Origin of the sequence: Carnobacterium sp. (genome assembly GCF_045617425.1) — a bacterium.
Lineage (GTDB): Bacteria > Bacillota > Bacilli > Lactobacillales > Carnobacteriaceae > Carnobacterium_B.
In genome coordinates, this window is sequence record NZ_JAZLIO010000018.1 from 69,599 (window position 1) to 89,724 (window position 20,126).

At 34.4% G+C, this 20,126-nt stretch carries 19 protein-coding genes and 1 other annotated feature; of the genes, 7 read left to right on the forward strand and 12 right to left on the reverse strand.

Going from position 1 to position 20,126, the window contains the following annotated elements:
- The 3 genes from ACKI3H_RS09860 to ACKI3H_RS09870 all read right to left on the reverse strand — a co-directional run bounded on the left by ACKI3H_RS09860 (window position 1) and on the right by ACKI3H_RS09870 (window position 4,356).
- Window positions 1-867 (reverse strand): MurR/RpiR family transcriptional regulator, encoded by an 867-nt coding sequence (locus ACKI3H_RS09860; RefSeq protein ID WP_407372176.1) that lies wholly within the window; start codon window positions 865-867, stop codon window positions 1-3.
- Window positions 868-1,068: 201 nt separating this feature from the next.
- Window positions 1,069-2,478, reverse strand: coding sequence for a glycoside hydrolase family 1 protein (locus ACKI3H_RS09865; RefSeq protein WP_407372074.1), 1,410 nt, complete (start codon window positions 2,476-2,478; stop codon window positions 1,069-1,071).
- 12 nt (window positions 2,479-2,490) lie between these two features.
- On the reverse strand, window positions 2,491-4,356 hold the full coding sequence (locus tag ACKI3H_RS09870) for a beta-glucoside-specific PTS transporter subunit IIABC (protein ID WP_407372075.1): 1,866 nt from the start codon (window positions 4,354-4,356) through the stop codon (window positions 2,491-2,493).
- Between the two features lie 390 nt (window positions 4,357-4,746).
- On the opposite strand from ACKI3H_RS09870, the gene map reads away from it, so the two are divergent.
- Entirely contained in the window at window positions 4,747-5,502 is a 756-nt protein-coding gene (gene map / locus ACKI3H_RS09875) for a type I methionyl aminopeptidase (RefSeq protein ID WP_407372076.1), read from the forward strand.
- Window positions 5,503-5,644: 142 nt separating this feature from the next.
- Here the strand turns inward: map and ACKI3H_RS09880 are convergent, their stop codons facing one another.
- Window positions 5,645-5,821 carry a hypothetical protein gene (locus tag ACKI3H_RS09880; RefSeq protein WP_407372077.1) on the reverse strand — a complete coding sequence of 59 codons (177 nt, stop codon included), beginning with the start codon at window positions 5,819-5,821 and terminating at the stop codon, window positions 5,645-5,647.
- Between the two features lie 41 nt (window positions 5,822-5,862).
- On the reverse strand, window positions 5,863-6,075 hold the full coding sequence (locus ACKI3H_RS09885) for a hypothetical protein (protein WP_407372078.1): 213 nt from the start codon (window positions 6,073-6,075) through the stop codon (window positions 5,863-5,865).
- Window positions 6,076-6,770: 695 nt separating this feature from the next.
- Window positions 6,771-6,986: a binding site (T-box leader), on the forward strand.
- A gap of 67 nt (window positions 6,987-7,053) precedes the next feature.
- On the opposite strand from ACKI3H_RS09885, the gene tyrS reads away from it, so the two are divergent.
- Window positions 7,054-8,319 (forward strand): tyrosine--tRNA ligase, encoded by a 1,266-nt coding sequence (gene tyrS / locus ACKI3H_RS09890; protein WP_407372079.1) that lies wholly within the window; start codon window positions 7,054-7,056, stop codon window positions 8,317-8,319.
- Between the two features lie 147 nt (window positions 8,320-8,466).
- Complete coding sequence (locus tag ACKI3H_RS09895; RefSeq protein ID WP_407372080.1) at window positions 8,467-9,615, forward strand: zinc-dependent alcohol dehydrogenase; 1,149 nt, start codon at window positions 8,467-8,469, stop codon at window positions 9,613-9,615.
- 309 nt (window positions 9,616-9,924) lie between these two features.
- Here ACKI3H_RS09895 and ACKI3H_RS09900 read toward each other — a convergent pair whose 3' ends face one another.
- The 4 genes from ACKI3H_RS09900 to ACKI3H_RS09915 form a co-directional block, all read right to left on the reverse strand.
- Complete coding sequence (locus ACKI3H_RS09900; protein WP_407372081.1) at window positions 9,925-10,572, reverse strand: SDR family oxidoreductase; 648 nt, start codon at window positions 10,570-10,572, stop codon at window positions 9,925-9,927.
- Window positions 10,573-10,688: 116 nt separating this feature from the next.
- Entirely contained in the window at window positions 10,689-11,663 is a 975-nt protein-coding gene (guaC, locus tag ACKI3H_RS09905; RefSeq protein ID WP_089977555.1) for a GMP reductase, read from the reverse strand.
- A 264-nt stretch (window positions 11,664-11,927) separates the two neighbouring features.
- Window positions 11,928-12,185: a membrane protein insertion efficiency factor YidD gene (gene yidD / locus ACKI3H_RS09910; RefSeq protein WP_350451363.1), complete on the reverse strand. Its 258-nt coding sequence runs from the start codon at window positions 12,183-12,185 to the stop codon at window positions 11,928-11,930.
- Window positions 12,186-12,250: 65 nt separating this feature from the next.
- Entirely contained in the window at window positions 12,251-14,599 is a 2,349-nt protein-coding gene (locus tag ACKI3H_RS09915) for a helix-turn-helix domain-containing protein (protein ID WP_407372082.1), read from the reverse strand.
- Between the two features lie 476 nt (window positions 14,600-15,075).
- On the opposite strand from ACKI3H_RS09915, the gene abc-f reads away from it, so the two are divergent.
- A complete protein-coding gene (gene abc-f, locus ACKI3H_RS09920; RefSeq protein ID WP_407372083.1) occupies window positions 15,076-16,695 on the forward strand; it encodes a ribosomal protection-like ABC-F family protein in 1,620 nt (539 codons plus the stop codon).
- 163 nt (window positions 16,696-16,858) lie between these two features.
- On the opposite strand, the gene ACKI3H_RS09925 is transcribed toward abc-f, so the two are convergent.
- From ACKI3H_RS09925 to ACKI3H_RS09935, 3 genes are read right to left on the reverse strand one after another with little or no spacing between them, the layout of a single operon-like run.
- A complete protein-coding gene (locus ACKI3H_RS09925) occupies window positions 16,859-17,041 on the reverse strand; it encodes a hypothetical protein (protein ID WP_407372084.1) in 183 nt (60 codons plus the stop codon).
- 25 nt (window positions 17,042-17,066) lie between these two features.
- Window positions 17,067-17,759 (reverse strand): NAD(P)H-dependent oxidoreductase, encoded by a 693-nt coding sequence (locus ACKI3H_RS09930; RefSeq protein WP_407372085.1) that lies wholly within the window; start codon window positions 17,757-17,759, stop codon window positions 17,067-17,069.
- Window positions 17,760-17,789: 30 nt separating this feature from the next.
- A complete protein-coding gene (locus tag ACKI3H_RS09935; protein WP_407372086.1) occupies window positions 17,790-17,990 on the reverse strand; it encodes a hypothetical protein in 201 nt (66 codons plus the stop codon).
- A gap of 90 nt (window positions 17,991-18,080) precedes the next feature.
- On the opposite strand from ACKI3H_RS09935, the gene dhaK reads away from it, so the two are divergent.
- Genes dhaK through dhaM form a run of 3 tightly spaced genes read left to right on the forward strand, consistent with a single transcriptional unit; the run spans window position 18,081 to window position 20,044 of the window.
- On the forward strand, window positions 18,081-19,070 hold the full coding sequence (gene dhaK / locus ACKI3H_RS09940; protein ID WP_407372087.1) for a dihydroxyacetone kinase subunit DhaK: 990 nt from the start codon (window positions 18,081-18,083) through the stop codon (window positions 19,068-19,070).
- A 19-nt stretch (window positions 19,071-19,089) separates the two neighbouring features.
- Window positions 19,090-19,677 (forward strand): dihydroxyacetone kinase subunit DhaL, encoded by a 588-nt coding sequence (dhaL, locus tag ACKI3H_RS09945; protein WP_407372088.1) that lies wholly within the window; start codon window positions 19,090-19,092, stop codon window positions 19,675-19,677.
- Window positions 19,670-20,044 (forward strand): dihydroxyacetone kinase phosphoryl donor subunit DhaM, encoded by a 375-nt coding sequence (gene dhaM, locus ACKI3H_RS09950; RefSeq protein WP_407372089.1) that lies wholly within the window; start codon window positions 19,670-19,672, stop codon window positions 20,042-20,044. The genes dhaL and dhaM overlap by 8 nt, the downstream gene beginning before the upstream one ends.
- Window positions 20,045-20,126 lie beyond the last annotated feature (82 nt).

The window sequence follows — 20,126 nt, forward strand, 5'->3', positions numbered from 1 at the left end:
TTATATCTCTTCAGACAAAATCCCATTTTCAATTAAAAATTGTTTTTTCTTCAAATTTTCTAGATTATCTCTGTATTCTTTTGCATATAAAACGGAATAGAGCGTATTCAATATGTATTCAAATGCAACTTGTGAGGCAAACGTTCCAATCTTTACAAAATCATATTCTTCTTGAACGACTACGATCGTTTTGGTAGCTAACTGAATCAAGTCAGAGTTTGAATTTCCTGTTATCAAGATTGTTGGAACCTTTTCATTAGAAAAATGTTGTAGAATACGATTATTATGCGGACTAATTCCTCCGTAAGATAAAAATAAAGCACAATCATTTTGGGTAAGGTTGGATGCATTCCAAGCTACATCTGCATATTCTTCAGAAATAATAGCAAATTTGTTGATTTTTACTAATTTACTTTGGAAACTTCTCGCTCTTACTTGTGAATCACCACGAGAAAACAGAAAAATACGTTCAGAATTGTACAGCATTTCTGCAACCGATTGTAGTAGTTCTTCATCTAATTGAGCTAACGTCTTTTTTACCGTATCAATAGTTAAATCTGCCATATTCTTAGCTATATCCATAGTTAAATCTTCTTGTTTAAATGGGAAGTTTGCATCTACTTCACCTGGCAAATGCAATTCACTATAAACGACACTCGAAATTGCAAGTTTAAAACTTCTAAAGCCATCATATCCGATTTTTTTACAGAGACGGATAATTGTTGAGTGAGAGGTATAGGTTAATTTTGCTAAATCTTCAATATAGATAGTCGGAATCTTAGTGATGTTTTGAATAATATAATCGGCAATTCTTATTTCCGTATTTGTAAAGTTATGTTGATCTTTTAATTTATTCACTATTTGCAACACGGTTAACAACTCCTTTATAAAATTATTCTATCCTATCTAGCTCTAATTTACTATAATCTCTATTGTGGTCAAGCAATAAAACATTCCTTTATAACATGCATCATCTAACCTCAAATAACCTCAAAAAAATTCTACCGCTTAAGAGCAGTAGAATTTTTTTAGTTTACGTATTTTAAGGAACTTCAAAATCTTAACAACTTACTTTACTTCTACTAAACCATTATTTCGAATAACCTCTTGATACCAATAGAAACTGTCTTTTTTGATTCGACTTAAATCCTTTAGGTCATGGTCTTCACGATTAACGTAAATAAAACCATATCGTTTTTTAAATCCTTGATGTGAACTTAGCAAATCGATCGCTGACCAAGGACAGTAACCGAATAATTCAACACCATCGTTAATCGCATCGTGACAAGCAGCAATATGATCACGAATATAATCGATGCGGTAGTCGTCATGGACGTGTTGATCTTCTGTTAAGACGTCTGGTGTTCCCAAACCATTTTCGGTAATAATCAAGGGTAACCGGTATTGACGGTAATAATCATTTAGAACCAAACGTAGACCCATAGGATCAATCTGTGCTCCATACTGTGAGGCTTTTAAGTGCTGATTAGGTTCAATTTTGAAGTATCCATATAAGTCAAAATCAATATCTTTCTCTTTTGTTCCAACCGGATGCATTTCATCAGCGGGTAGATAACTTGCCACTAATGTGCGGTAATAATTCACGGCAATAAAATCTGGTTTAGCACTTTTTAAGATTTCTGGATCTTCAGGTAAAGTTTCAGGATAAATTTCAAGATTTCGTAAGTATTTTTCATAATAATCAGGATAGGTTCCAAAACAATACATTTCTAAAGCATAGTTGGTCTTAAAATTATCATTCATTCTTGCTGCCCAAACATCTTCTGGTTTAGTTGAACTTGGGTAGGTCATCGTTGAAGACACAGAAGGACCAATTTTACCACCTTCCACTATTTTATGGCAGTCAGTGGTTGCTAAAGCATGAGCAACAAACATATGGTAATCCATTTGTGCACGAACTTTTTCTGCATCCTTTGGTTCCACTTGATACATATTCATTCGCTCATTTACTCTGATCATTAAGTTTTGTTCGTTATTTACTTGCCAGTCTTTAACACGATCTCCAAACGCCTGGTAACAAACTTGCGCATACCGTTGGAAAGCATTGACACATTCCCTATTTTCCCATCCATTGTACTTTTCGACCAAGGCAAAGGGTAAATCAAAATGATACAAAGTAATAAACGGTTGGATATCATGCTCCACTAAACAGTCGATCACACGATTATAAAAATCGACTCCTGCTTGGTTCACTTCTCCATCTCCATCAGGGATGATGCGTGACCATGATATAGAGAAACGGTAAACATTCAAGCCTAATTCTTTCATTAACTTAATATCTTCTTCAAAATGATGATAAAAGTCACTGGCTACTTTTGTGTCTGCTTGAAGTGCTGACCTTTGGAAAGAATTGTAATCAGCAACAGACATGCCTTTACCATTTTCATCCCAAGCACCTTCAATTTGAAATGCTGATGAGGAAGCTCCCCACAAAAAATTATCGTTAAATTTTTTCATTGATATACACTCCTATAGCTTAATAAATAATAAATTATCTTCATTTGTGACCTGAGGTTGGCTGCTTGAATCTATTTCTCGATACTGTGGTGAATTCGTAATAATCAAAGAAGTTGTTATATCATAACCCGCAGCTATAATAGCATCCCTATCAAAGGAAACAATCTTACTTCCTTTCTCAACATGCTCACCAACAGTTATAAAACTTTCAAAATACGTTCCTTTTAGTTCTACCGTATTGATTCCTATGTGAATCAACATCTCAATACCATTATCTAATACTAATTCAATTACATGTAATGTTGGGTATAGAGCCGACACTGTACAATCCATTGGTGCACGAACTTCTCCCGTTTCTGGATAAATTGCAATCCCTTTACCTATTGCTCCCGAAGAAAAAGCTTCATCCTCTACTTCTGACAACGGAATAACTTGGCCTTTTATAGGAGATAAAATCTTTATGTCATCATCTGAAATGAACAGTTCATCTGAATTGGGTTGTACAACTTCTTGATCTTCGCTTGGCAAATCTTTAAACCCTAAAATCATTGTCAGTGCACAGGCACCAAAAAATGCTATGCTACAACCAATAAGATAGCTTAGAAAAGCTTTCGTACCCGCATCAGCATAAACTGGAATTGTTAATACACCTTGATTAGCAAAAGCTATTCCGTAAGAACCACCCCATCCCATCAAGGCACCTCCTGCAGCACCACTAATAACAGCATAGATCATTGGTTTTTTCAAACGTAAATTCACTCCATAAATAGCAGGTTCAGTGATACCGAATAGAGCTGTCACAGCAGCAGATGCTGCAACTGTTTTTAAGCTTTTATTCTTGGTTTTCAAAAAAACGCCTAGAGCTGCACCCGCTTGAGAGAAGTTGGCTGCACCGGCAAACGCCAGTAAATTTTGCCGTCCTGTTTGTGCCACATCATTAATTCCAATAGGGATAATAGCACGATGAGCACCAAAGATGACCAATATACACCAAATACCTCCAATAAAAGCTCCTAATAAAATTGGGCTAAAATTCATAATATAATAATAAATCCAATTTATAAATTGTCCGATATAGATTCCAATTGGTCCGAATAACAACAAAGTCGCCGGAATCATAACTAATAAAGACAATGTAGGAACCATAATTATTTTCAAAACTTCTGGAATGACTTTTTCTAAGAAACGCTGCACATAAGATAGTATGAAAATAGCAATAATAATAGGTATGACGGATGAGACATAGTTAGCTTTCGTAATACCTAAACCAAACAAGGACACTGCTGTTTCTCCTGTCATTAAAGCAACAATTGTAGGGTAACAAAGCGTAGCACCGATAATCATAGCTATATATTCACTAGCTTTGAACACTTTAGCTGCCGCATAGCCTAAAATAATCGGCATAAAATAGAAAAGTGCGTCTGAAGCAGCATTTAAAATAACATACGTGTCATATTCTTTGATATCTAGTTGATAAAACGTAGTTGCTACAATTGATGCAACAGCTAAAATCCCTTTTAACATACCTGATGCAGCGATTGCTGGAATCGTTGGTGTAAAAATAGCTGTAATCGTATTTAATAGTTTATTGCCTAGAGAAATTTTTTTTTTTTCTTTTTTTGACTCTGGGATATCACTTAACATCGGTTCTATTTGTTCATAAACTTTTTCTACCTTGTTTCCCAAAACAACTTGGTACTGACCGTTGCTTTCTACAACCGAAATCACGCCTCCTATTTTGAGCAGCTTATCTTTTTGAGGCAATTTAGAATTCTTCAATATAAACCGTAAACGGGTAAAACAATGTGTTAACTCAGAAACATTTTCCTTCCCACCAACGTATGTTAAAATTTGTTGAGCAGTCTTTTTATAATCCAATCTTATTCACTCCTTTTTCTTTTTCCATCAGACAATAGTACAAGGTAACACTAAAAAACCAACAGCAACTTTTATTGGTGACTGTTGCTGTTGGATTTACTAATTATTTTCATGTTGTTTATCAGACCCATCTACTTTGTTGCAGAGTCTATCTGTTCTTATCTCATTGGTATACTTATAGGAACAAATTAAATTTCTTGTCCCTTCTTATTTTTTCCAAATACCGAATCAGCTTTTGAAATGCTTACTAATTATAACCTGTTATCTTACTTTTAATCAATAACAACATTGTTTTATTCATTATTAACTAATAAAGCCTATAAATTCTTTTATCTTTCAGTGAAAACACTTATACTATTAGGTATAGATTTAAAGAAAAGAGGGAACGAATTGATTACATTAAAGTCACAACGCGAAATCGATGCAATGGATGAATCTGGAACCATTTTAGCAAATATGCATATTGCTTTACGCGATTTTATTAAACCTGGTATAACGAGTTGGGATATTGAAGAATTCGCTCATAAATTTATCTTGGATAATGGTGCCATACCGGAACAAATTGGCTTTGAAGGGTATGAATATGCCACATGTATCAGTATAAATGATGAAATTTGTCATGGTTTCCCAAGAAAAGAAGCTCTTAAAAATGGAGATTTGATCAAAGTTGATACGGTTATTAATTTGAAGGGTGCTTTATCAGATTCTTGTTGGAGTTATGTAGTTGGAGAATCCACTCCGGAAAAGGATCGTTTGATGGAAATCACTCTAAAAGCTATGTACAAAGGTATTGAACAGGCACAAGCTGGAAACCGTATAGGAGATATCGGTCACGCGATTCAAACTTACGTTGAAAGTGAAAACTTATCCATTGTCCGAGAATTCTTAGGACACGGGGTTGGGCCAACCTTACATGAAGCTCCGGACGTTCCTTCCTATGGACAAGCAGGTAAAGGCTTACGCTTGAAAGAAGGCATGGTCATTACTATTGAACCAATGGTAAATACTGGAACATGGAAATCAAAAATGGATGATAACGGTTGGACTGCTCGAACAAAAGATGGAGGCCTCAGTTGCCAATTTGAACACACATTAGCGATTACAAAAGAGGGCCCACGTCTCTTAACTTCTCAAAATGATCAATAACGGATTTTTTGATCTCAATCAAATTGTTACAGCAAATTGAAATAAGTCTTCTAACACATCTTATGCTAGTGTCAGAAAACTTATTTTTTAGATTGAACCTCTTGATTCAACAAGGGATGTTATGTATTCTATACGTATATTTTTATTTCCTTAAGTAGATAGCTAATTTGTAGGAAAAAGCAAACAAGATTCCCCAATATAAGAAACTTAAGAAAACTCCTAATCCGCTGATTGGAATGATGGCATTTACAATCGGATTTAAAAATAAATCCAAAGCCATAAAATTTAATATCGTTTGAATTGCAAGCTTTATAGACAATCATGAGCCTCCAGCTAATCAAATTTAGGTGTTTTTATATACTAAGCTGCTATCCATGTAATCATGCCTACTAAAACACCCAAGACAGGTAGGAGTTGAATGCATAACGAAAGTACGGCTAATCTTTTTACCCACACACCGTAATGGTTCTTTGTAGCATTAATCAACAGATAGATTGAAAAGCCTATTCCTATAACTGGAACTATATAAGATAACAAGATAAAAATAATTAGTTTTACTGCATCTTCTTCCATATTTTTCTCCTCTTTTCAGTAGTTTTTTAGACAAAAGATTACGTTAACCATACTATAACTTAATCACCAGTATTTGGATATAAAATTTGTACATACGCACTTTATCCTAGTTGAAATTTACATTTGAGTTCTTATTTATTTAGCATACCTTTAAATAAACTTTAGGAAAATCCCCTCTTAGGAAATATAACTAAAGAGGATGGTAATTAATGTTTACAATTACAAAATTAATGCATGTCTTTGCATTGTTTTTGCTCATTTTTTTCGTATATAGAGTTTTTAAACATTGGAAGATAGAAAAAAGCACCTACGATAGAAACTCATTTATCCGTTCGACCTTGGGTATAAGCTATTTGTCGATTGGTTTAATTATTTTTTTTACAGGATTTTTTGATTCATCCTTTGGTAGAAACATTTTTGAGTTCTTTTGGTTATCTGCAATTATCATTGGAGTCTTCTTTTGTATAAAAGAATTTAATAGAAGCCCTTTTCATTCATTGATTTTTCTATTCATGTCTTATATCTATTTATTGTTCGTACCTTATATCATTATGTTTTCGTATATGTAAATAAGAATTTAATATTACTGCTAGCTATACCAACTATTTCATCATTCAAGATTTCTAAGCAAATAAATTCAAAAACAAGATTGACAAATTGTCTTTACTTCATCTATACTGATAACAATCTTATAACAACTTACAATGAAAGAGCATAGTAGCATTTGGTCTCTGTTCAATAGAAAGCCTGTGGATGATGAAAATAGGCACAAACCAATTTGTGAAGTACACTCTGGAGTAACTTGACTAACCTCAAGCGTATTACTACGTTACAGTAAATGAGTGGCAGCGTGTTTTGCGTTAAAAACAGACTGCAATTTGGGTGGTAACACGGAAAATTTCGTCCCGATAAAAAAGAGATAAATCTTTTTTATCGGGCTTTTTTATGCAAAAAATACAGATATAAGGAGCTGGAAACATGAACATTATTGATGAACTAGAATGGCGCGATGCCATTAATCAACAAACAGATGAAGCAGGTTTAAAAAAATTGATTGACCAAAAAAAGGTAGGATTATACTGTGGAGTTGATCCAACTGGTGATAGCATGCATATTGGTCATTTGATTCCTTTCATGATTTTGAAAAGATTTCAATTAGCTGGTCACCGTCCAGTCATCGTTATTGGTGGAGCGACTGGTTCAATCGGCGATCCAAGTGGAAAATCAGAAGAACGTGTTTTACAAACTAGTGAACAAGTTCAAAATAATTCTGATAAATTAACTCGTCAAATGGTAAAACTATTTGATGCAGGTAAAAATGAAGAATCTATTCGTATGGTAAACAATTTGGATTGGACAAAAGAAATCTCTTTACTCGATTTCTTACGCAATATCGGGAAAAGTTTTAACGTTAATACGATGTTGTCTAAAGACATCGTTGCTAGTCGTTTGGAAACCGGTATTTCATTTACTGAATTTACTTATCAAATTCTGCAATCAATCGATTTCTTACACTTGTACCGACATGAAGATGTTCAATTACAAATTGGTGGCGCAGACCAATGGGGAAATATTACGGCTGGTTTAGAATACATTCGTAAACAAGAAGGTTCTGAGGCTGAAGCCTATGGGTTGACCATTCCATTAATGTTAAAAGCGGACGGAACTAAATTTGGAAAAACTGCTGGTGGTGCTATTTGGTTAGATCCAGAAAAAACAACTCCTTATGAATTTTACCAATTCTGGTTAAATCAAGATGACCGTGATGTCGTGAAATACTTGAAGTACTTTACATTCTTAACAAAAGAAGAAATTGAAGTTTTAGGTGAAAAAATAGCAACTGAACCGCATAAACGGGAAGCACAAAAAACGTTAGCCAGCGAAATGACTCTATTTGTCCATGGCGAGCAAGCTTTAAAAGATGCTGAAAAGATTACTGCAGCTCTTTTTTCCGGTGATGTAAAAAGTTTGACGGCTGATCAAATCGAAGAAGGATTTAAAAATATGCCTACTTTCGAATCTTCAAAAGAAGAACGAAATATTGTTGAATGGTTAGTCGATGTAGTTGGTATTGAATCTTCTAGACGCCAAGCTCGCGAAGATATCAAAAATGGTGCTCTCTCTATGAACGGAGAAAAAATTACAGATGTTGAAGCTATTGTAACACCAGAAAATTCTTTTGATGAACGCTTTATCCTTATTCGTAAAGGGAAGAAAAAATACTTTTTAATTAAATTGGTTTAAGAATTGGAAGAGCTTTATTTGCTAGTTTCATAGTAAATAAAGTTTTTTTGCATGCTATTGTTAACAAGTTAAGCGATATCATTGTACTATTTTTACTGACAATGCTAAAATTCGAATTATAAAAATATAAATTAAGGGAGCGATTTTATGCGTGCAGTAACCTGGCAAGGAAATGAAAAAATGGAAGTTCGAAATGTTCCAGATCCAACGATTCAAGAACCTACTGATATGATTGTCCGCATTACAGCAACGGCTATTTGCGGTTCTGATTTACATTTGTATCATAATGGAAAACCGGTAATGGAAGAAGATTATGTTGTGGGTCACGAACCAATGGGAATCGTTGAAGAAGTCGGTCCTGGCGTTAGAAAAGTAAAAAAAGGCGATCGTGTGGTTATTCCATTTAACATCGGATGTGGTGAATGTCATTTCTGTACACACGAGATGGAAAGTCAATGTGACAATTCTAATCCAAATCCTGCTTTTGACAATGGTGGTCTATTTGGTTTTGGTAAAATGCATGGAAACTATCCAGGAGGCCAAGCAGAGTTCTTACGTGTACCTTTTGCTGATTTCACCTCTTTTGTTGTTCCAGAAAATGACTTACCAGATGAAAAAGTACTTTTTTTATCCGATATTGTTCCTACTGCTTACTGGAGTGTAGAAAGTAGCGGTGTTAAAGAAGGCGATACAGTTATCATTCTTGGCTCTGGTCCAGTTGGGCTTTTTGCTCAAAAATTTGCTAAAATGAAAGGCGCTAAACGAGTTATTGCAGTTGATAATGTAAAACACCGTTTAGACCATGCTCAAAAAACCAATAATGTTGAAACGGTTAATTTTAAAGATGTTACAGAAGTTGGAAAATTTCTTTATGACACCACTAATGGTGGAGCAGATGTCGTTATTGATTGCGTTGGGATGGACGGAGTAACTCCTACCAGAGAAAAAGCTAAGACTCTTTTAAGCGTACAAAGTGGAACAATCAGTCCGCTTGTAACAGCTTCAGAAAGTGTTAAGAAATTTGGTACGGTTCAAGTTACTGGAGTGTATATGACACCTTCTGCTAGTTTCCCAATAAACGACTTTTTCAATCGAAATGTTATTTTAAAAACTGGCCAAGCACCTGTTATTCACCTTATGCCAAAATTGTATGACATGATTGAGAAAAACGTTTTTGATCCGACAGATATTATTACACATACGATGCCGCTGGAACAAGCTGCACAAGCTTATGACATTTTTGATAAAAAAGCAGATCAAAATATAAAAGTCATCTTAAAACCAGGAATGGTCTAGAAAAGTAAAACGAGAAACGTAAAATAAGTATTCTAGTTCATGCAAATGCTCATTTTATTCTGTTCATGGATAAGTGACCAACTTTTTGGACGCAACTTATCCATGAAGAGTCGTTTCACGGAAGAGTTGGACTACTTTTCTGCTTCACTCTTCCGTGAAAGGTTAATTCATTTTAGGATTGCTCGAAAAATAACATTTTTCGAGTCTGTTTTGGACAGTATTCTTTAAAAAAAGTAAATGACTCTATAAAAAAATCTTCAAGGTCTCTCAATAGAAGAGACCTTGAAGATTTTTAGTTAGTTAATAGTCTTATAGATTTTTTAACGCTTCATCAATTGGCGAATCTCCATTTAAAAGATCAAAAGCTTTATTAAAAGTTGTTTTATTATCTAAACTTGCAACTACAACTTCTGCCACGTCTCCACGAGAGATGGCGCCTCCAGGCAAGTTTTCAGCTACTTCGATTTTCCCTGTAGCTGGATCATTTTTCAATAATCCTGGGCGTAAAATTGTGTAAGTCAATCCACTTTTTTTCAAGCAACGATCTGCATAATACTTAGCAATATTGTACGGTTTCATTTCTTCATTATCCCAAGCTGCACGATCATCTGAGTTCATTGCACTGACCATAATAAAACGGTCGATACCAACTTGTTTTGCTGCATCCATAACTTTCACAGCTCCATCTAAATCAATGGACATCGTTTTGTCGTAGCCCGTTTTCCCACCTGAACCAGCAGAGAAAACTACGGCATCCATACCTTCAAGAGCATTTTGAATCGCTTCAATTGGTCCTTCCAAATCGGTTAAACACGCTTCAACATCTTTCATGTCTAACGCATTAGCTTGTTCTGGTTTTCGAACCATTGCTCGTACTGAATGTTTGTCGCTATTCTGTAATTTATCTACGATTATTTTACCAATTTGTCCATTTGCACCTACTACTAATACTTTCATGATTCATAACCCCTCTCATTTCAATTTACTCATTAAGTGTAACAAAGAAACCAGAGGATACAAATCATTTGCATCACAGCAAAAAAAGATCCTTTACAGGATCTTTTCTCTTTTATCTAACGATCTCCGTTAAATATTGAATTTTTAACAATAACATAGTCAACTTTGCGAATCGACTCTACATCATTTCCACCAGCATATGAGATAGAAGATTGTAAATCTTGTTTCATTTCCAATAATGTTTCAGCGATATCGCCCTTGTATTCAACAAGAATCTTCTTACCTTCAACGTTTTTATGTTCACCTTTTTGGTATTCTGATGCACTACCAAAGTATTCTTTGTACATTTTGCCATCTTTTTCAATCGTTTCTCCTGGAGATTGATCATGTCCTGAGAATAAAGAACCCATCATGACCATAGAAGCTCCAAAACGAATAGACTTAGCAATATCACCGTGATCTCGTACTCCGCCATCAGCAATCAATGGCTTTCTTGCAGCTTTAGCACATAAACGCAATGCAGCTAATTGCCAGCCACCAGTACCAAATCCTGTTTTTAGTTTTGTAATACAGACTTTTCCTGGTCCGATACCTACTTTAGTTGCATCAGCCCCAGCATTTTCTAATTCGCGAACAGCTTCTGGAGTCCCAACATTCCCTGCAATTAAAAATGTTCCAGGTAAGTATTTCTTGATATGGTGAATCATATTGATCACTAAGTCAGAGTGGCCATGAGCAATATCAATCGTAATGTATTCTGGTACTAAATTTTCTTTCGCTAAAGTTTCAATAAATGTGTATTCTGCTGCTTTTACACCTACACTAATCGAAGAATATAACCCTTTTTCATTCATTCGTTGGATAAAAGGAATTCTGTCTTCCTCATCAAAACGGTGCATCACATAGAAAAAGTTATTTTCTGCTAACCAAATAGCTAATGTTTCGTCAATAACTGTTTGCATATTAGCCGGTACGACTGGTAAATTAAATGTTCTACCGCCAAATTCAATTGTTGTATCACATTCTGATCTGCTACTTACAATACTTTTATTAGGAATAAGTTGAACATCTTCATAGTCAAAAACTTTCATTTTCCTTAACCTCTTTCTGTTATGGCTCTAATTTTTAAGCTATTTATCATCATTTTTATAGGGAGCCGAAAACACGAACATTATTTCTTTTTGTTTTCCCCATATTTCGTCCCTAAGACAATTTACACTATATTAAAAGGTTTGTCAAAGTTATTCGTACTTTTTAATGAAAAGCCTTAAAATAGTTTGCCTTTTCTATTTTTATAAAAAAAAGATTTGAACGCATTAAATAAGCTGACAAATGTTAAATTTGTCAGCTTATTGCTAATTTTTCACTGTTTTTATTTCTCTATTTTTTCTTAACGTAAATTTTTTTGGAACCGGATCATACCCACCTTTAATAAAGGGGTGACACCTTAAAATGCGAGCTGTTCCCATTACTGTACCTTTGATTGCACCGTGTTTCTCAATCGCTTCGATTGCATATTGCGAGCAGGTTGGATAATAGCGGCAACTTGGTTGAAATAAAGGAGAAATGCCTTTTTGATAGCCTTTAATGCTAGCAATAATTACTTTTTTCATGGTCTACCTCCTACCAAATTACAGTATAGCCATTGGGTTGTACTTTGTAAAGTAATCTCATTCACTTATTCAATGGCCTTACGAAACTCAATAAAATGGATTGCATTAGTTGTCAACAAAGAATAAAAAGACCATTCTTCATTTAAATATTCATCTTTGATATCCAGTGCTGGACTAAGAGATTGGACAATATGATCCATCATTTCATGGTCAATACCGTACTTACTATTCAGATTCCACCACTTAGAGTATAATCCTCCGTTATCCCGGTCGAATTTAAATGTACGGATTTGATAATTTCCTGGCTTAATTCCTTTGAGATGAATGTGTAATTCTTTGCTTCGATTTTTTACAAATAATTCATCAATTGAGTATCTGGGACTAAATTGTCGCTCATTGAAAATAATCAGTTGATATCCGTCCTCATTTTCAGTCATTAGATAGTCTGATCCCCGTGCAATGACCATTCCTCTTAATCTTTCTTTAAAACGCATAGTATAAAAGGTCGGTCTTTTTTCATTAAAGAAATGAAACAAATCTAAACTATCAATTAGATTATTAGAACAATCTTGTAATCGCTCATGAATTTCACTATTGATCCAGAAACCGATTCCTTCTACGTCATTTTCTAATTCTAAAATCTTTTTTAAAATTAGCGCTCCTCTAAAGAAATTACCATTGATATAGCGAGTATTTCCAGATAACATGTTCCAATTAGTCAGAAACATTGGCCGATCGATTTGCATTTGTTGCATAAATGATTTGATTTTTTTTGTTTTATCGATAATATAACGATGACTCTTAGAAAATTCTTCCACATTAATATCGTGAAAGTTAATAACGTCGTTTTGGTCTGCTTCATAGCCGATAAACTCAATTTTATTTGCATGTCCAATTTGCCATTGTTGATTTTCTGGAAGTTTTTCTTTTCGTTCATCAAACGGAAAAAATGCTCCCACCTTCATTTTGCTAGATTTATTTTTGATCACTTGCCAAACCTTTAAATAAATGCGTTCTAATTCTGTTGATTCTATTGAAGAATCTTCCTTACTGTAAAATAAAATTTGCCATTTTTCTACAAAATCACGCCCAAAACCTTGTAGAGCATGCTGAATGAATTGATCAATTTTTTTAAAGTAAAACTCTTCATTCTGACTAATTTGTTTATACTCTAACTTTAAGAATAAATAGATTCCTTGTTCTTTTAAAAACTGCAGGACAATATCAGAATTTGCATAACTAGTTGAACTACCAACCCCTTCAGATAAATCAGTATCAGTTAAAGGTATCGTCTCTTCAAAGAGTTTTTGAATACCTACAAAGTCTACACGCATTTGTTTTTTTGTTAAAATCAACTGTCTTTTAACATTTTCATTTAGTAGTTCTTTTAATTCACCAATAAATATGATGTGCTTTTCATGGTTTAACTCTTGCTCACCTTCACTATTCAGAACAATTCTACGTTCTTCAAGGTGTTCTTCATTTATTGTGTAACTTTGATCTATTCCTTCATCTAAATAGCTAGCCAGTCTATCTAAAATAGCTGGAGAATCAAGAACAGTGTGAGCTTCAACTTTATTGATCAACGCTTCATGTTGTTCTAATTGTTCATGTTGGTGCTCTTTTCTATATTGAGCAGGTGTTTGATTATAAATCGTTTTAAAAACAACCGTGTAGTTTTTTGCAGTCGAAAAACCATTTTTCATCGCTATTTGAAATAAATTATCCGAAGTATACAATAAATCATCTAGGCTATGTTTTAAACGAACTTGATTTAGGTAATTTAAAAATCCCATACCCGTCATTTGCTTAAAATAACGCGATAGATAAGAAGAAGATAGGTTTTCATGTTCGGCTAACTCAGAGAGCGTCAACGGTTCTGCATATCTCTGTTCAATTAACTGAATAATTCGTGCGATTCGTTCATCACTTGTGTCTACACCTTTCCAATGTGGAGCTTCTTTTTTAAAAAAGCGAGTCATCAGTAACATAATCTGATACAAATTACTTCGAATCTCCAGCGTATTGCTCTCATCTTTCCTAGAATCTGCAATCATGATTTCAGATAACCATCGTCTTAATTGTGCAATCATTCCTTCTCTGCCAGGATCCAATTCCTTTGAAAAACAGAAAAAATTGTAATGAAAGTATTCCTTATAATGCGTCACAAAAAACTGACTAGAAATGCTAAGTGAAATAATGCAATTATCTTCACTTCCCATTACGGAATAGTTATTGGTACGATTAACAATTAAAATATCATTTTCTTCCATTTCAAAATTACGTCCTCCAAATGAAATGGTTGCAGATCCTTTAATAACAAATAAGATTCTTGTTCCATAATACCGTTGAGGAGCAGAATAACGGACATTTTCCATTTTTATGTCATAGTCTGCTGTACTTTCTCTTTTCATTCTCTCTACTCCTCCTTTTTTTCCTATTATACCTGTTTTTTACAAACAATCGATACCAAAATTCACAAAGATTTACCTAGCAGCAAAAAAGTAGGAGCCTAGTATTCTATTGGTTTTATCATTATTAAGTTAAATTTTTACAATTTCTTTTACTAATGCCAGCTATATAGTATAATATAATGAATAAATGATTAGAATTTAAGGAGGTGAAAAGATGTTAATAACTGGTTGGAACGTGATAACAAATAAAGAAACAGCATTTTTGTATGTTATCCGTGCCGAATTTTCCGCTGTTTTGTCAAAATTGGTGAAGTATACCCTTTTTTAACTAAATTAAAATGGAAAAGCCAGAAAAAGCATCTTTTTACGACACGTGGAACTTCTTTAAGAAGTCTTTTTATACGCCGTTGTTTCTAAAAAGAGAGGTCTTTTTTCCTCTCTTTTTTTGCTGTTTCCGGTAAACGGAGGAATTAAACATGAGTCTATTTAGTATGAAAAATGTAACACAAACTTATGGAGCTGAAACGATTTTTAGTGATTTAAGTCTGGATATCACTACCTCAAAAAAGATTGGTTTGATTGGACAAAATGGTGAAGGAAAAACAACCTTACTCAAACTCATTGCTGGTATTGAGCAACCTAGTAATGGCATGATCTCTTGGCAAAAAAACTTAACCGTTGGCATGCTTGCTCAACTTCCAAAACAAGATGATCACCTGCTAGTATATAAACTTTTAGAAAAAAGCTTCGCAGATATTTTCCTTTTGGAGAATAAAATGGAACAACTCAGTTTTAAAATGTCAGACCCTAATGCTCCTTTAGAAAAGCTTTTAAATCAATATGGACAATTGCAACAAGATTTTGAAGAACTAGGCGGATACGAGGTAGATGCCTCCATTCGTCGCGTAGCAAGCGGCTTAAACATTGATGCTTTACTGGAAAAAGAGTGGAAAACCTTGAGTGGCGGAGAACGGACAAAAGTTGGTTTAGCGAAAATTTTACTGGAACACCCTGATTTACTTTTGCTTGATGAACCCACAAATCATTTAGACATTCTAGCTATTGAATGGTTGACTCAGTTCGTGAAGAACTATGATGGAGCGATCATCATCGTTTCACATGATCGTTACTTTTTAGATGATATTGTACAAGAAATCGTTGAGATCGACCAAGGAGAATTACATTATTATTTTGGAAATTATACTGATTATGTTAAGGAACGAGAAAAACGAATACTAAACGAATTTCAAGGGTATCAAGATCAACAGAAAAAAATAAAAAAAATGAAGGAAGCCATCAAACGCTTAAAAGAATGGGCAAACCGTTCTAATCCACCAAGCGATGCTATGCATCGCCGTGCAAAAAACATGGAAAAGGCTTTGGCTAGAATTGAATTAGTTAAAAAACCGCTTCTTGAACAACATAAGATGGAGGTCCAATTAACAACTAAAAAACGGTCTAGTAAGAATCTATTTCAACTAAATGGAGTGAGTAAATACTATGGAGAGAAGTTATTATTTGAAAACCTTGAACTTCATGTTCACTATCAAGATCACATTGCCATTGTGGGGGCAAATGGAACTGGAAAAAGTACTTTATTAAATCTATTACTTAGGAAAATCCAACCGGATACTGGAAGCGTTGAAGTAGGGTCTTCTCTGTCCATTGGCTATCTCTCCCAACATGCCTTTGAAATGGTTACTCAATTTACAGTTATTGAAGAGTTTCGTGATAAAATTTCTGTTTCAGAAAGTGAGGCAAGGTATATTTTAGCAAAGTTTTTATTTTATGGACAAGATGTCTTTAAAAAAATGAATCAACTATCTGGTGGGGAAAGAATGCGTTTAAGATGGGCACAACTCGTTCATTTAAATCATAACGTTCTTATTTTGGATGAACCTACTAACCATTTGGATATTGATTCTAAAGAAATAATTGAAGAAGCCTTAAATCAGTTTAAAGGAACGATTATTGCTGTTTCACATGACCGCTATTTTTTAGATAATTTTTTTGATACAACCTATCTTTTGCAAAATGGACACCTTGTAAAATATTTAGGGAACTATTCTTATGTCCGATCAAAACTGAAAGAATAGAATGGTTCCTTTATTTATTATCGTTTCTCATAACCGCTTCTTTCTAGGTTTTTTCATACAAAAATTTTAATATTAGACCCAACAGTAAAAATCAGTTCTTGCTTTAAAAAGACAGGCCGCCATGTTTATGGTTGCCTGTCTTTTTATTATTTTTTGTTTTGTCTTACTCATTCCAATTGCGCGGACTCCATAACGTTCCATCCAATTCGCCTTCCATTTGTCTAATTCGTTCAACTTGCTCATCAATTAAAGCAACCACAGCTTTTAATAAAGCTTTTTGCTTGTAGTCACGACTTGTTTGGATTAATCGTTCCAACTCTTGAATCAACCATTCTTTTTGTTTCATTTCATTTACCAACCTCCTTGATAAGCTATTTCATTTGATCTAAAATAATCTTTAATTCATCTATTGTATCTCTATTTTCTTCTATAAATTCTATTGCTTGGTCTAGAACGAATTGATCTCCATGATTTAATTTAGTCACATCCGTCTCTGATAATTCTTGGATGAACCATCTTTCTCGGGCTTCTAAACTATCATCTTTTTCACGAGTTAAATATTGTTGGTAGCGAATCAATAGACTCATTTTTTGATTTTCTGTTAAATAACTAAATTGAAAAATAGGTAATGTTTTAAGAAACGTCATTCCTGTCTTCAATGCCATCGCTTGAAAGGGTTTTGTCAACTCATCAATACTGAACCCTTCACGTCCTCCAGGTTGGTATTCTTCTTTTTTTACACCAATACTCAAAACTAACCCAAATTCTTTTCCAATTAATACTTTCCCTTTCTTACCATAGGCAAAACCATCTGCCAGTACATCGTCTTGCCATTTTTTCAATAATGCAGGAGCCGTATACCAGTAAAAAGGAAACTGGAAAATGATTCGATCGTGTTCTTTTAACAGCTCTTGTTCCTTTTCTACGTCTATATTGAAATCAGGATAAATAGATTCCAAATGATGAACAGTTATATTCTTATTTTCAGGAATCGAACTCAACAAATATTGCTGACTTCCTGACTCCTTAATTTCAGGATGAGATAGGATCACTAGAGTTTTCATTATTAGCCTCCATTTTTGATTGATTAAAAATTACTCTTTAAAATATTCTAACATGTCTTCTTTAACAACGGATAATAAAGGCAGATATTGAATTGGTACCAAATCAATATCTAAAGCCGTTAACATCATTTCTAAATACATTGCAATTTTAACATAACGATTTGCATCTATTACTAGTATACCAAAACAGCTTGAAACCAGCTCTTTTTTTTTCATTGCCTGTTTAGTCACTTCCACTAATCGTTTGTTTTGTTCTTTGCATTAAGAACGGTTACAATGGTAGTGAAGTCAATAAAAAAACTCTCAGGGGGTCTGGAAAAAATGAAAAAAATCATCAATGATCCATCGAATATTTTAGATGAAATGCTTAATGGTTTAGTCTTTGCCTACGAAGACTTGGTTGAACGTTTACCTGAAACATCTGTCATTCATCGTAAAGTTGAACATACAGGAAAAGTTGGTTTAGTGAGTGGTGGTGGTAGTGGACATGAACCTTCTCACGCCGGTTTTGTTGGAAAAGGGATGTTGTCAGCTGCTGTTTGTGGCGAAGTGTTCACCTCTCCAACTCCTGATCAAATTTTAGAAGGTATCAAGGCTAGTGATGAAGGAAAAGGCGTATTCTTAATTATTAAAAACTATTCTGGAGACGTTATGAACTTTGATATGGCTAAAGAGTTAGCAGAAATGGATGATATTGAAGTTGATTATGTCGTAGTAGATGATGATATTGCTGTTGAAGATAGCACATATACTGCTGGAAAACGTGGAATTGCGGGTACTGTATTAGTTCACAAAATCTTAGGTGCTGCTGCTGAAAAAGGGTTATCTTTAACAGAGATCAAAGCATTAGCAGACAAGCTTATCCCAAATGTTAAATCTTTAGGTGTTGCTTTAAATCCTGCTACTGTACCAGAAGTTGGCAAACCAGGATTTGAATTAGAAGCTGATGAAATTGAATTCGGCGTAGGAATCCATGGCGAACCTGGTTACCGCAGAGAAAAACTTCAACCTTCTGCTGCACTAGCTAAAGAACTTGTTAATCAATTAAAGAAAGAATTTCAATGGGAAAAAGGAGATACTTTTGCCGTTTTAGTAAATGGTATGGGTGGAACTCCGTTAATGGAACAATTTATTTTTATGAATGATGTAAAACAGTTATTAAAGGACGAAGGATTAACGTTAGACTTCAGAAAAGTTGGCGACTACATGACTTCTATCGATATGGAAGGTCTTTCTCTAACCTTAGTTAAACTTGAAGATTCTAGTTGGTTAGAGTATTTAAATGAACCCGTAACAACAATTGCATGGTAAAGAAAGGGGAACAAATTTTATGTTAACTCAAGATACAGCAAGAAAGTGGATTGATCTTTTTATTGAACAAATTTTAGAAAACAAAGATTATCTTAGCGAACTAGATACGGCTATTGGTGATGGTGACCACGGAAACAACCTTGCTCGCGGAGCTAATGCATTAACTGAAGCATTGCAAACTAAAAATCCTGAAACGTTACCCGATCTTCTTAAAGTAACTGGAATGACTTTAGTTAGTAAAGTAGGAGGCGCTTCAGGCCCACTACTAGGCTCTGCTTTTATTAGCATGGCTAAGGCTAGCCAAGACAGCGATGATCTAGCAACCGTCTTAGAAGCCGGATTAGAAGGCATCCAAAAACGTGGGAAAGCCGTAGCAGGAGAAAAAACTATGGTCGATGAATGGGTACCGATTGTTGAAGCTGTAAAATCAAAAACGTTGACAAGTGCTTTTATTGACGAAACTGTTGAAAAAACAATAGACATGAAAGCTACTAAAGGGCGTGCCTCTTATTTAGGTGACCGCTCTATCGGTCACATTGACCCGGGTGCTATGTCCAGCAGTTATTTATTTAAAACAATGATGGAAGCAGGTGTTTACGATGAGTAAAGAATATGGTGTATTGCTAGTTTCTCATGTAACCGAAATCGCAGACGGTTTAGCTAAATTAATTAGTGAAGTTGCTAAAGATGTCACTGTTAAGAGTGCTGGTGGAACTCCTGAAGGCGGAATTGGAACCAGCTTTGATCGAATTGAAGAGGCTCTATCTTCTTTTGAAGAAGAAACAGTTCTGGCTTTTTATGATTTAGGCAGTGCTAAAATGAATTTAGAACTAGCGATTGAAACTTCTGATAAGACAGTCAATTTATATGACACTGCTTTAATTGAAAGTGCCTATACTGCAGCTGCTTTATTGCAGGCGGAAGCACCATTAGAAGCTATTGAAGAACAGTTGAGCACCTTAAAAATAAAATAATACTAGTTAACCAATAACCGCTCTCTGTAATGGAGAGCGGTTATTTAGTTTGGTTAAAAAACGCATTTGAATTTTCATGAAA

Excerpts from the sequence above, each read along its gene's own strand:
- ACKI3H_RS09900 (WP_407372081.1), bottom strand. The coding sequence starts at position 10,572 with ATGAAAGTATTAGTAGTAGGTGCAAATGGACAAATTGGTAAAATAATC.
- dhaK (WP_407372087.1), top strand. The coding sequence starts at position 18,081 with ATGAAAAAAATCATCAATGATCCATCGAATATTTTAGATGAAATGCTT.
- ACKI3H_RS09895 (WP_407372080.1), top strand. The coding sequence starts at position 8,467 with ATGCGTGCAGTAACCTGGCAAGGAAATGAAAAAATGGAAGTTCGAAAT.
- guaC (WP_089977555.1), bottom strand. The coding sequence starts at position 11,663 with ATGAAAGTTTTTGACTATGAAGATGTTCAACTTATTCCTAATAAAAGT.
- yidD (WP_350451363.1), bottom strand. The coding sequence starts at position 12,185 with ATGAAAAAAGTAATTATTGCTAGCATTAAAGGCTATCAAAAAGGCATT.
- ACKI3H_RS09885 (WP_407372078.1), bottom strand. The coding sequence starts at position 6,075 with ATGGAAGAAGATGCAGTAAAACTAATTATTTTTATCTTGTTATCTTAT.
- ACKI3H_RS09930 (WP_407372085.1), bottom strand. The coding sequence starts at position 17,759 with ATGAAAACTCTAGTGATCCTATCTCATCCTGAAATTAAGGAGTCAGGA.
- tyrS (WP_407372079.1), top strand. The coding sequence starts at position 7,054 with ATGAACATTATTGATGAACTAGAATGGCGCGATGCCATTAATCAACAA.
- ACKI3H_RS09915 (WP_407372082.1), bottom strand. The coding sequence starts at position 14,599 with ATGAAAAGAGAAAGTACAGCAGACTATGACATAAAAATGGAAAATGTC.
- abc-f (WP_407372083.1), top strand. The coding sequence starts at position 15,076 with ATGAGTCTATTTAGTATGAAAAATGTAACACAAACTTATGGAGCTGAA.
- dhaM (WP_407372089.1), top strand. The coding sequence starts at position 19,670 with ATGAGTAAAGAATATGGTGTATTGCTAGTTTCTCATGTAACCGAAATC.
- ACKI3H_RS09925 (WP_407372084.1), bottom strand. The coding sequence starts at position 17,041 with ATGAAACAAAAAGAATGGTTGATTCAAGAGTTGGAACGATTAATCCAA.
- ACKI3H_RS09865 (WP_407372074.1), bottom strand. The coding sequence starts at position 2,478 with ATGAAAAAATTTAACGATAATTTTTTGTGGGGAGCTTCCTCATCAGCA.
- dhaL (WP_407372088.1), top strand. The coding sequence starts at position 19,090 with ATGTTAACTCAAGATACAGCAAGAAAGTGGATTGATCTTTTTATTGAA.